Here is a 12,127-nt window from a genome sequence, read left to right on the forward strand (position 1 = left end):
GTGCGGACGAGGTGTCGGACCGTGCCGGGCCAGCACTCCCCCGAGTCGGTCACGCCGTGCTGCTCCTGCACGGCGTGACCGACTCGGGGGAGTGCTGGCCCGGCACGGTCCGACACCTCGTCCGCACGCGCGACGTCCTGACGCTCGACGCGCGCGGCCACGGAGGTTCCGAGCTGCCCGACGAGCCGTTCACGCTCGCGGCGCTCGCGGACGACGCGGCCCGCGCGGTCCGGGACGTGCTCGGGCGCCCGGCGGTCGTCGTCGGGCACTCGATGGGTGGCCTGACGGCGCAGGAGCTCGCGCTGCGCCACCCCGACCTGGTCCTCGGCCTGGTCCTGGAGGACCCGGCGTGGGGCGTGCTCGACGCCCAGCACGACGAGGGCGGGCGGCCGCTCTTCCTCGCGCCCGGCATCGAGGCGGCCCGCGGACGCCCGACGGCGGAGCTCGCGGCCGACTTCCGCGCCCGCTTCCCGCAGTGGTCGCCCGAGGAGTCGGAGCCCTGGGCCCGCGCCCAGCGAGCGGTCTCGCCGCGCCTGCTGGAGGTCCCGCACGAGTGGACCGCGCGCGACTGGCCCGTCGCGTTCGACGGGCGGGTGCCGGTCGTGGTCGCGGCGGGCGAGGCGTCGAGCTACTCGCTCGTGCCCGACGACGGCGCGCGCCGAGCCGAGCAGGTCCTCGCGGGCAGGGGCCGGGTCGTGCGGGTCGCCGGGGCGGGGCACTGCGTGCGGCGCGACGACCCGTCGGCGTTCCTGGGCCTGGTCGACGAACTGCTGGCCGAGGTCGAGGGCTCGATGATCGGGGGGTGAGCGGGACCTCGGTCGCTCGGTGCTCGTCCGGCCCCGCACCGACCGGGCCCCGCACACCCTCCGGGGCCCGGTCCCGCGCCGGCGCAGCCGGCGGACGTCTACGCGAGGACGAGCTTGTCGCCGTCCGTCGGGTGGTCGGCGAGCGCGACGCTGCGGACCGCCGGGTCCTCGTAGGTGTTCCAGTAGTAGGTCGTGGTCCGGGAGGAGAAGAGCCCGGTGTAGATCGTGATCTCGAACTCGCCCGACCCCATCGCGGCGCACCCGTCGACCATCGCGACCTGCTGCAGCGTGTGGAACGCCCGGCTGACGTTCTCCTCCTCGGTCCCCTTGGCCCGGTAGTGGTTGTTGACGTACGCGGCGCGGACGAACCGGGAGGGCGAGTAGTAGTCCCCGGGGATCCCCCGCATGTGCGAGCCCGAGCCGAACGGAGTGAGGTGCGCGCTGCCGAGCACGGTGTCCTGGGGGAACTCGGGCGAGGTGTTGAGGTAGTTGCGCAGGTTCTCGTGGTGCCAGGAGAACCCGGGCTGGTTCGTCAGGACGTCGACGTCGTCGTGGAAGACCTGCATGCCGTCGCTCGTGTACTCCACGACGATCGAGCGGTGCGCGTCGCCGATGAACCAGTGGAGCAGCGAGCTCGGGTACTTGTCGTTGATCGGCTTGTCGACGATCGCCACGTCCTTGAGCGCGGCCTCGACCTCGTCCACGCTCGCGAACTGCGACGCCACCCACAGCGGGAACTCGTAGGCGGCGACGTTGACCGCGCCGTCGACGGGGCCGGTGGCGTACTCCGCGTACCCCGGGAAGTTGAGCCCCGCGACGGCCAGGCCCGCGTCGTTGCCGCAGTCGAAGTAGAGCGGGGTGTCCTCCTCGACGATGCCCATGCCGATGACAGCGTGCTCGATGCTGGGCACCGCGCCGAACGGTGACCTCGGTGCGTACCCCGTGGGGGTGACCACCACCTGCTCCCCGTACCCGCTCGTCCAGTCGAGGTTCCGTGCGAGGTAGACGTTCCCCTGCCCGTCCGAGAACCTGATTCCCGTGCACATAGCTGTACCCCTGTCGTCGTCGATGCAAGGCGAGGCGGACGCGGTCCGCCGTGCCCCGCGTCGTGCCCCCGTCCTTCCATGGTCGTCTCTGATCGACGGTCGTGCTCAGCGAGACCGCGAGCATCGAGCGCTCCAGGGCCGGGGCCACGCCCCCGCGCGCCTCGTCCCACGAGGTCGTCCAGGTCGCGCAAGAGGTCGGGCGCACGGACCGGCGACTTGGTCGATCCGCCCACCCGGGGGAATGATCGACCCATGCTCACCCTCACCGGAGCCGCCGGCTCGCGCATCGTCGGGATCGGCCACCACCAGCCCGAGCGGACGCTCACCAACGACGACATCGCTCAGCTGGTCGAGACCAACGACGAGTGGATCCGGTCGCGCACCGGGATCGTGACGCGTCACGTCGCGGCCGAGGACGAGACCGTGGCCGACATGGCGACCGCGGCGGCGCGCCACGCGCTCGAGGACGCCGGCATCGCGGCGAGCGCGGTCGACATGGTCATCGTCGCGACGGCCACGGCGCGCGACCGCTCGCCCAACACCGCGGGCCGGGTGGCGTACAACCTGCGCACGGGTGTCATGCCCGGCCAGTCCACGCCCGAGGAGGAGGACGCACCCGACCTGCGCGGCGTCGTCGGGCCCGTGATCCTGGACGTCAACGTCGCGTGCTCGGGCTTCGCGCACGCCCTGGGCCTCGCGGACCAGGCGATCCGCACGGGGGCCGCGACCACGGCCCTCGTGATCGGCGCCGAGAAGCTGACCGACTTCACGGACTGGACCGACCGCGTGACGTGCATCCTCACGGCCGACGGCGCGGGGGCGTTCGTGGTGCAGGGCACCGACACCCCGGGGATCGGGCCGGTCGCGTGGGGCTCGGAGCCCGAGCTGACCCCGGCCGTGCTCATCGAGGCCCCGGACGAGAAGTTCGTGCAGGACGGGCGCGCGGTCTTCCGCTGGGCCATCACGCGCGCGGCGGACCGGGCGCGTGCCGCGGTCGAGAAGTCGGGCCTGACGCTCGACGACATCGAGGTGCTCGTCGCGCACCAGGCGAACCTGCGGATCATCGAGCCGCTCGCCAAGGCGCTGGGCCTCGAGGACAAGGTCGTCGTCACGGACATCACCGAGTCGGGCAACACCTCGGCCGCGAGCATCCCGCTGGGCCTGTCGAAGTGGTGGCACTCGGGCAAGATCCCCGCGGGCGTGCCCGCGCTGCTCATCGGCTTCGGCGGAGGCTTCGCGTGGGCCGGGCAGGTCGTGGAGACGCCCTCGCGCTGATCCGCCCGCCGTCGACCGGTGGGCCGCGGGCTGCCCGCTGCCCGCCGAGACGGCCGGACCGGCCCGTGGGGCAGGTCCCGCCGAGACGGCCGGACGACGGCGTGCCACGCTGGGCGCATGGCTCGTGACGTGCGCGTGCGCCGCCTGCGCCGCGAGGCGTGGGGGTTCGTCGTCGGGTCGGCGTGCTTTCTGGTCGGCGCGGTGCCGTTCTACGCCCAGGCCGTGGGACCCGTCGCGGTGGGCGTGACGTTCTGCGTCGGCTCGGTCTTCTTCACGCTCGCCGCGGCGATCCAGCTGAGCCTGAGCGGACGCCGGGTGCCCCGCAGGGGGACCCTCCCGGCCGACCGCTGGGACTGGTGGGCCGCGGCCGTCCAGCTCGCCGGGACCCTCTTCTTCAACATCAGCACGGCGGCCGCGCTGGGCGCGGCGATCGCCGACCCCACGCGCCTGGGCGCGGGCTGGCGGCCCGACGCCTACGGGTCGGTCGCGTTCCTGGTCTCGAGCGCGTTCGCGGTCGTCGCGACCCGGGACCGCGGTCACCTGTGGGACGCGGACGCGCGCACGTGGCACGGGACGTGGCTCAACCTGGTGGGCTCGGTCGCGTTCGGCGCCTCGGCCGTGGGCGCGTACGTGGTGCCGCAGACGGACTCGCTCGTGAGCGCGTTCTGGGCCAACCTCGGCACGCTGCTCGGCGCGGTGTGCTTCCTGGTCGCGGCGCTGCTGTCGCGCCGCACGATCGGCGAGGACGTGCCGCCCGCCGCGTCGTGAGCCGGTTACCGCGCGGTGCGGACGCGCGGCGCGGTCACGGCGTCCATGCCCTGCACGACGACGGCGCACCGGTCCTCGTCGTGCGCCGCGCCGTCGGCGGCGCGCTCGAGGAGGCGCCGCAGGGTCGCGCGGTCCGCGGGGTCGAGCCCCGCGAGCAGGTCCTCCTCGGCCGCCGCGACGCGCGCGTCGAGTTCGGCGAGGACCGTGCGCCCCTTGCCGGTCGCGACGATGCGCCGGGTCCGGCGGTCGGTGGGGTCGGCCTGGCGCTCGACGAGGTCGCAGTCGACGTACTTGTCGATCAGGTAGGTCATGACGGTCCGGTCGATCCCGAGCCGCGCCGCGAGCGCGGCCTGGCTGGGCGGGGTGTCGTGCACGACGGCGGAGAGCACCTGGTAGCCGCGCGTCCCGTCGGGCAGGTCCTGGGCGAGCGCGTCGACGCGAGCGCTCCACTCGCGCAGGAGCGCGGTGAGCGACCAGCCGAGAGGGCTGGGGGAGCGGGAGGTGTCCGGCGTCGCGAGGGTCACGCCCCCAGGATACAACGGAATGATCTAGAGAGAAGATGAGTTGCTGGTGATATCGTCTGTAACTCAGACGATCTTGGAGACGACCGCCGCTCTCGCGGCACACGGAGCGCGCACGCATGACGGACTACGGCCACGACCTCATCCTCGGTACCTTCCACACCCCGCAGAACCGCGACCCGCAGGCGCCCGTGCGTCTCGCGCAGCTCGCCGAGAACGCGGGCCTGGACCTCGTGACCTTCCAGGACCACCCCTACCAGCCGGCCTTCCTCGACGCCTGGACCCTCATGACGTGGGTCGCCGCGTCGACCGAGCGCGTGCAGGTCGCGGGCAACGTCCTCAACCTGCCGCTGCGCCCGCCGGCCGTGCTGGCCCGTGCCGGGGCGAGCCTCGACCTGCTCTCGGGCGGCCGGTTCGCCATGGGCCTGGGGGCCGGCGCGTTCTGGGACGCCATCGAGGCCATGGGCACGCCGCGCCTCGCGCCGGGTGAGGCCGTCACGGCGCTCGAGGAGGCCATCGACATCATCCGAGGCATCTGGGACACGAGCGACCGGACGCCCCTGCGCGTGCACGGCACGCACCACCAGGTCGACGGCGCCAAGCGCGGCCCCGCCCCGGCGCACGACGTCCCGCTGTGGATCGGGGCGGTCAAGCCCCGCATGCAGCGGCTCATCGGCCGCAAGGGTGACGGCTGGCTGCCCTCGCTGTCCTACCTCCAGCCCGGCGACCTGGCCAAGGGCAACGCCGTGATCGACGAGGCCGCTCTCGCCGCGGGCCGAGACCCGAGCGCGGTGCGCCGCATGCTCAACGTCAACGGCAAGTTCTCCACGAGCCGACTCGGCTACCTCCAGGGGCCTCCCGAGCAGTGGGTCGAGGAGCTCGGCGCGCTCGCGCTCGAGGACGGCGTCTCGGGGTTCGTCCTCGCGACCGACGACCCGCGCGAGATCCAGGTCTTCGGCGAGGAGGTCGCGCCCGCGCTGCGCGAGCTCGTCGCGACCGCGCGCCGGTCCGCCGGCACGGCGCCGGCCGCACGTCGCCGCGGGGCCGCTGCCCTCGCCGCGCGACGCGAGGGCATCGACTACGACTCGCTCCCCGCCGCCCTGGGCGAGCGCGCGGTCGAGCCCGGGGACCGTGCGTACGACGCGGTGCGGCACACCTACATGCGCTCGGGGGCCCCGGGCGTCGTGCTCCGTCCGCGCAGCGCGGACGAGGTCGCCGAGGCCGTCGTCTGGGCACGGGAGCAGGACGTACCGCTCGCGGTGCGGTCGGCCGGCCACGGCATCAGCGGGCGCTCGACCAACGACGGAGGGGTCCTGCTCGACGTCGGCGCCCTGGACCAGGTCGTCGTGCCCGACGACGGGTCGCGCCGCGTGCGGCTGGGCGCCGGTGGGACCTGGGGTCAGGTCGCCGAGGTCCTCTCGCCCCACGGGCTCGCGATCAGCTCGGGGGACTCCGGGGGCGTGGGGGTCGGAGGGCTGGCCACGACGGGCGGGATCGGCCTCATGGGCCGCAAGCACGGCCTGACGATCGACCACGTCGTCGCGGCCGAGGTCGTCACGGCGGACGGGCGGGTGCGCGTCGTGGACGCCCGGAACGAGCCCGAGCTCTTCTGGGCGCTGCGCGGGGCGGGCGGCAACATGGGCGTCGTGACCTGGGTCGACGTCGAGGCGACGCCCGTGACGGACCTCGTCTACTCGATCATGGTGCTCGACGCCTCGGACACCGCCGGCCTGCTCGAGCGCTGGGCCGCGACGGTCGAGGCCGCGCCGCGCGAGCTCACGAGCTTCCTGCACATGAGCGCGGGCCGGGGCGGACGCGGGCCCATGGCCCAGCTCATGACCGTGTGGGCCGACGACGACACCGACGCCGCGATCCGCGCGCTCGAGAGCCTCGCCGACTCGGCGCCGCTGCTCGACCACCAGGCGGTGCTCACCCCGTACTCGGGGATCGTGCGCCGGGCCGACGCCCAGCACTCGGGCGGCGGAGAACCGGGATCGCGCTCGGGGCTGCTCGAGCACGTCGACCAGGCCACGGCCCGCGACCTCGCCCGCTTCCTCGGGAGCGGCGCGGCGCAGCTCCTCCAGCTCCGCGCGGTCGGCGGCGCGGTCAACGACGTCGCGGCCGACGCGACGGCCTATGCGCACCGCACCCAGAACTTCTCGGTCGCCGCGTTCGGGTCGCGGGGAGGCGCAGCGGGGATCGACGGCGTGTGGGACGACCTGGTGCACCCGCACACCGACGGGCTCTACCTGTCGTTCGAGACCGACGCGCGCCCCGAGCGCCTGCTCGAGGCGTTCCCCGAGCCCACGCTGACGCGCCTGCGCCAGGTCAAGCGCCAGGTGGACCCGACCAACCTGTTCTCGGCGAACTTCCCGATCCCGCCGGCCGACGCCTGACCGGTCCCCACGGCGGACGACGCAGGGCCCCGAGCCGCCCCCTGACGGCTCGGGGCCCTGTGTCGTCGGCCGACGTCCTCGACCCCGCCCCGACCTGGTGGGCCGCCGCGGGGTCGAGCTCGGGTCAGCCGACCAGGTTGAAGTCCTCGTCGAGGACCGTCCCCCGGTGCGGCTTGTAGAGGTCGTAGCCGCGCGGGTTGCACTGCAGGCCGCCGTTGATGCACTGCTTGACGAGCGCAGCCAGGACGTCCGGCTCCCAGGCGTTGATGAAGTCGTAGTGCCACGACTGGTCCGAGCCGCTGGCCAGCCGCACGTCCGACATGTCACCGCTCACGGGCCAGGCGATCTTGAACTCGAGCATGGGCACCGCGACCGGGTGGGTCATGGGGCACTGCCCCGCGACGGGGTAGGCCATGTGCGTGCCGTGCCCCATGTGCGAGGCGGCACCGGGCGTCAGGTGCTTGCCGTCCCAGCAGCTCGGCGACTGGTAGCGCAGGTTGAGCTGGCTGCCGGGGGCACAGCTGTCCGGGATCGACCAGCTCTTGGAGATCTCGCCGCACTCCCAGCCCTCGACCGCTCCCGGAGCCGTGCGGAACGAGTCGACGGTCGCCATCATGTCGCCCGCCACGAACTCCAGGCCCGCGGGGAACGGGACGACCTTGGTGTAGTCGTCGATCCCGGACTTGTAGTAGATCGTCATGGGGATGTCCGGCGCGATCGGGGTGTCCCCGCGGTAGAGCGCGGGGAACCAGTACGACGAGTGGTCCTGCGGCACGGTGCACGTCGAGTCCGTGCTCGCGAAGAGCGACTCGGGCGTCGTGAAGGCGTCGGTCGACCGGTTGCCGACGAACGTGTGCAGGTGCGAGGCGCCGGGCTGGCCCGGGAAGACGATCGGGTCGTCCTTCTCGAAGTGCGAGAACGAGCAGTTCGCCTGGAACTCGTGGTGCGTGACCTCGTCGTCGAACCCCGGGGTCTCGGGCGCCTCGACGGGCGTGCCGTCCCCGAAGACCTCGAGCTCGTACAACGAGTAGCCGTAGCCCGTGGCTCGCTGGGTCCCGACGAGCTGGACGTAGCGACCCGTCGCGTCGACGTCGAGCGTCTGGCGCCCGCCCGTGCCGGCCGTGACGGTCGCCGCGGTGGTCCAGGTCGCGGCGTCGTCGGACACCTGGATCGTGAACGCCTTGCCGTACGCGGCCTCCCAGTCGAGGACCACCGTGTCGAGCGCGAACGAGTCGCCCAGGTCCACGCGGAACCACTGGTCGTCGCCCGGGGAGCTGGCCCACCGGGTGGACCGGTCGCCGTCGACCGCGAAGCGCGGGCCGAGCCCGCCGGACTCCGAGCTCGAGGCCTCGGTCAGCGCTCCTTGCGAGAGCAGGTTGCCCGGTGCGGCGCTCGCCACTCCGGCCGCGCCGATCGCGATCGCGGACGAGGTGACCAACGCTGCGACCGAGAGCGAACCCACCAGGGCGCGGGTCCGTCGTCGGGCACGCGGCCTGCCGTGGCGCTGCGGGGCGTCCCCGGGCGCTCGGCGGGACGTGAGAGTGGTGCGGTGCATGCTTCCTCCTGTGACGTCGTCGTCGGGAGGCCGCGCCGGAGCGCGACGCGCCCACCACCGAGCGGTGGCCCCAGGGCGCGGGTCCGGGTGGGAGCGGGGCGCCGCTCCCACCCGGGGTCTGGTCAGCGCGCGTAGACGCCGAGCTCGAAGAGCGAGTAGCCCCACTCGGTGCCGCGCTCCGTGAGGTTCAGTCGCACGTAGCGCCCGGACCCCGCGACGTCGATGTCGTCGACGCCGCCGTTGCCGCCCGTGACGGTCTTGACGGTCGACCACGTCGAGCCGTCGTCCGAGGTCTGGACCTCGTACGACTTCCCGTAGGCCGCCTCCCACACGAGCTGGAGGTGGTCGAACGACCGGACCGAGCCCAGGTCGACCTGGAACCAGGCCGTCGGGCCCCACTGGCTGGCCCAGCGCGTCCCCAGGTCGCCGTCGACCGCACGGGCGGCCGAGTAGTCGCCGTTCCACGGGTCGAAGCTCGACGCGGTGGCGGGCTTGCCCAGCGCGAGGTTCGTGCCCTGGACCGCGGGCGGGACCACGCGCAGCGACCTGGTCTCGACGCCCACGTTGCCCTGGCCGTCCTCGGCGAACACGTAGACCTTCCACACGCCGAGGCGCTCGGGCGCGGTGACCGTGAACTTCCCGGGAGCGGTCTGCGTGAGCGCGGTCCAGGCGAGCCCGCCCGCCCCGTCGATGTACTTGCTGTTGAAGAAGGCGACGTAGTTGATCGGGTCACCGTCGGGGTCCGTCGCGGTCAGGTTCAGGTTCACCGACGACCCGGCGACGACGCTCGTCGAGCCCGGCACGTCCATGCTCTGGATGCGGGGCGGGGTGTTCATGGCGGACGTGTCGACGCCCCACGCCTTGGCGATCGAGTAGTAGCCGAGGCGCTTGTTGTCGCCCGGGATCACGTTGAACCAGACACCGCCGAAGTCGCCCTCGGTGCCGTAGTGGAAGAACGTCGCGCCGAGCGCCTTGCCCTCGTGCTCCATGAGGCACTTCCAGGACGAGACGTACGCCGCGCCCTTCTCGATGTCGGTCGGCTCGTCGGGCACGCCGTTGACGTCGTCCGGCACCTCCCACTCGCCGGCCGCGCCGCCCTCGGTCAGCAGGTAGGGCTTGTCGTAGCCGCCAGCCTCCCAGTTCTCGCGGATGTTGCACACGTCGCCGTAGGCGTTGATCGAGAGCAGGTCGAGGTCCGGGGCGTTGGCCTTGAGGTACGGCCAAGCGCCGGCCCAGGCGTCGGTGTTGGTCGTGGGGTGGTTCGGGTCGATCTGGTGGATCGCGACGCTGACCTCGTTGACGAACGCGGCGTACGCGTTGCGCTCGGCCTCGAGGACCGCGCCCGAGAAGCAGTTCTGCAGGCCCAGGATCGCCTCGTTGCCGATGTTCCACATCAGGACGCCCGGGTGGTTCTTGTAGGTCTCGACCCAGCGGAGGATGTCGGCCTTGGTCGTCGACTTGTAGCCGGCGTCGGTCGTGTAGCTGATGCACCCGCCCGAGCCCGGTCCGCCGCCCGGCAGGAGCCAGAAGCCCATGACCACGCGGACGTCGTGAGCGGCCGCGGAGTCGAGCAGCTGCTTCGTGTCGGCCCCCGTGCCCCACGTGCGGACCGTGTTGGCGCCCATGGCGACGAGCGGACCCATGTAGTGGTCGGCCGAGGCGAACGCCGGTCCCCAGGTGAAGCCCTTGACCGTGTACGGCTTGCCGTCGACCTGGAGGTCCCAGTCGCCGCTGCTGCCCACGACCTTCACGGTGCTCGGACCCGAGTCCGGCACGGGCACGTTCGGGTGGCCCGGGTTCACGTAGTCGGGGTCGGTCGGGTCGACGGGATCGACAGGATCGACGGGGCCGGCGCCCGGCGTGCCGAAGACCTTGAGCTCCCACAGGGAGCTCCCGTAGCCCGTGGCGCGCTGCGTCGCGAGGAGCCGGACGTAGCGGCCGGCGCCCGTGACGGCGAGCGTCTGGTCACCGCCGGTCGAGCTCTGCGTCGAGTAGACGTCGGTCCAGGTCGTGGCGTCGTCCGAGACCTGGATCTGGTACGCCTTGGCGTGCGCCGACTCCCACTGGAGCTCGACGCGCTCGATCGTCGAGCGCTGCTGGAGGTCGACCTGGATCCACTGGGGATCCGACCAGGCGCTGGCCCAGCGCGTGCCGGGGTTGCCGTCGACTGCTGCCGAGGCGGGCGTGTAGTCGGGGTTCTCGACCGACGACGCGGTGGCCGGCTTGCCCTGGGACAGCAGGGTCGGGGCCGCCTCGGCGGCTCCGACGGGTACCAGGGTCGCGGACGCGACGAGCAGCGACAAGGCGAGCGCGGTCAGGCTGCGCCGCCTCCGGTGCTGCGGTCTGGCAGGGGTGTGCGGGGGTCTCATGTTCTACCTCTCGGGGGAGACAGGAGTCCTGGCCGTCGTCGGCAGGCTCCGGGAGTCAGTTCTTCGTCGAGCTGGATCCATCCGGGAGAGCGCTCTCATCCGAATTCGGAGTATTCCGGCGTTCGGCAGGGCTGTCAAGGGAACGGTTCCCACGTTCGTGCGGCCGGGGTGAAGTTCCCGGAGCCGGCGCGGGTGCTGGAGGGGTCCAGGAAGCCAGTGATTGTCTCGCTTCCGGGCGTTGGCGTGTCTGCGGAAGCCGGGAAAGCGCTATCCCATCAGTGCTAGCGTCACCCCTGTGACAGCACCTCGTCCTTCCGCCGGTCCGACGCTCGACGACGTCGCGCGCGTCGCGGGTGTCTCGCGTGCGACCGCGTCGCGCGTCATCAACGGCAAGCGCAAGGTCGCGCCCGCTCTCCAGGAGCTCGTGCAGAGCGCGGTCGCCGAGACGGGCTACGCCCCGCACCGGGCGGCCCGCACGCTCGTGACGCGCCGGACGGGGAGCGTCGCGCTCGTGATCTCCGGGACGGACCCCGAGACGGATCCCGTGACCGACCCCGGGTCGGGCGGGAGCCGCTACGCGGGCCACGTGTTCGACGACCCGTTCTTCGGGCGTATCGTCGCGGGCATCGTCCGGGCCCTGCGCCCGCACGACGTGCACCCAGTCCTCATGCTCGCCGAGGACGACGCGGCCCGGGCGCAGGTCGTCTCGTACGTCCGGCAGGGCAACGCCGACGGCGTCCTGCACGTCTCGACCCGCGCCGACGACCCGCTGCCCGCCCTCCTGGTCGAGGTCGGGCGCCCCGCCGTGCTGTTCGCGCGCCCGACCGCGCCGCTCCCGATCAGCTTCGTCGACCTGGCCAACCGGGACGGGGGAGCGCTCGCGGCGGAGCGGTTCGTGGCCGACGGCAGGTCGGCCCCGGCCGCGATCTCCGGCCCGCTCGGCGTGCTCGCGGCGAGCGACCGGCTCGCCGGGTTCCGCGACGCCCTCGCGCGGCGAGGGCATGCCTACGTGCCGTCGGTCGAGGGGAACTTCACGATCGAGAGCGGTGACGCCGCGATGCGGACGCTGCTCGAGCAGATGCCCGGGGTCGACGCGGTCTTCGCGGGGAACGACCTCATGGCCCAGGGGGCGATCGACGTGCTGCACGAGGCCGGACGACGCGTCCCCGAGGACGTCGCGGTCATCGGTTTCGACGACACGGCGCTCGCGCAGCGCGCCCGCCCGGCCCTGACGACCGTGCGTCAACCGGTCGAGGAGATGGCGGGCGAGATGGTGCGGCTCCTCCTCGAGCGCATCGAGGACCCGACGCTCGCGGTGCGCTCGGTGCTGTTCGAGCCCGCGCTCGTGGTGCGCGGCTCGGCCTGAGGTGCCGGCCGACGGCCCGCCCGGG

General features: G+C 73.1%; 9 protein-coding genes. 5 read left to right on the forward strand and 4 right to left on the reverse strand.

Going from position 1 to position 12,127, the window contains the following annotated elements; translation table 11 throughout:
• Window positions 1–806 (forward strand): alpha/beta fold hydrolase (locus OERS_RS00920; RefSeq protein ID WP_068623664.1); only part of this gene is annotated, 806 nt, incomplete at its 5' end.
• A gap of 98 nt (window positions 807–904) precedes the next feature.
• On the opposite strand, the gene bsh is transcribed toward OERS_RS00920, so the two are convergent.
• Window positions 905–1,852: a choloylglycine hydrolase gene (gene bsh / locus OERS_RS00925; RefSeq protein WP_068623666.1), complete on the reverse strand. Its 948-nt coding sequence runs from the start codon at window positions 1,850–1,852 to the stop codon at window positions 905–907.
• A gap of 252 nt (window positions 1,853–2,104) precedes the next feature.
• On the opposite strand from bsh, the gene OERS_RS00930 reads away from it, so the two are divergent.
• Together OERS_RS00930 and OERS_RS00935 are read left to right on the forward strand one after the other, a co-directional pair.
• On the forward strand, window positions 2,105–3,127 hold the full coding sequence (locus OERS_RS00930) for a beta-ketoacyl-ACP synthase III (protein WP_056649554.1): 1,023 nt from the start codon (window positions 2,105–2,107) through the stop codon (window positions 3,125–3,127).
• Window positions 3,128–3,244: 117 nt separating this feature from the next.
• Entirely contained in the window at window positions 3,245–3,895 is a 651-nt protein-coding gene (locus tag OERS_RS00935; protein ID WP_056763078.1) for a YrhK family protein, read from the forward strand.
• A gap of 5 nt (window positions 3,896–3,900) precedes the next feature.
• Here OERS_RS00935 and OERS_RS00940 read toward each other — a convergent pair whose 3' ends face one another.
• A complete protein-coding gene (locus OERS_RS00940) occupies window positions 3,901–4,419 on the reverse strand; it encodes a MarR family winged helix-turn-helix transcriptional regulator (protein WP_068623668.1) in 519 nt (172 codons plus the stop codon).
• A 116-nt stretch (window positions 4,420–4,535) separates the two neighbouring features.
• Between OERS_RS00940 and OERS_RS00945 the strand changes: the two genes are divergently transcribed.
• On the forward strand, window positions 4,536–6,812 hold the full coding sequence (locus OERS_RS00945) for an LLM class flavin-dependent oxidoreductase (RefSeq protein ID WP_068623670.1): 2,277 nt from the start codon (window positions 4,536–4,538) through the stop codon (window positions 6,810–6,812).
• A 124-nt stretch (window positions 6,813–6,936) separates the two neighbouring features.
• On the opposite strand, the gene OERS_RS00950 is transcribed toward OERS_RS00945, so the two are convergent.
• Together OERS_RS00950 and OERS_RS00955 are read right to left on the reverse strand one after the other, a co-directional pair.
• On the reverse strand, window positions 6,937–8,367 hold the full coding sequence (locus OERS_RS00950; protein ID WP_082849066.1) for a DUF1996 domain-containing protein: 1,431 nt from the start codon (window positions 8,365–8,367) through the stop codon (window positions 6,937–6,939).
• A 122-nt stretch (window positions 8,368–8,489) separates the two neighbouring features.
• A complete protein-coding gene (locus OERS_RS00955) occupies window positions 8,490–10,736 on the reverse strand; it encodes a discoidin domain-containing protein (RefSeq protein ID WP_068623672.1) in 2,247 nt (748 codons plus the stop codon).
• 295 nt (window positions 10,737–11,031) lie between these two features.
• On the opposite strand from OERS_RS00955, the gene OERS_RS00960 reads away from it, so the two are divergent.
• On the forward strand, window positions 11,032–12,102 hold the full coding sequence (locus OERS_RS00960) for a LacI family DNA-binding transcriptional regulator (RefSeq protein ID WP_068623674.1): 1,071 nt from the start codon (window positions 11,032–11,034) through the stop codon (window positions 12,100–12,102).
• The last annotated feature ends 25 nt before the right edge of the window (window positions 12,103–12,127 follow it).

The sequence above is a fragment of the Oerskovia enterophila genome (genome assembly GCF_001692445.1).
Lineage (GTDB): Bacteria > Actinomycetota > Actinomycetes > Actinomycetales > Cellulomonadaceae > Oerskovia > Oerskovia enterophila.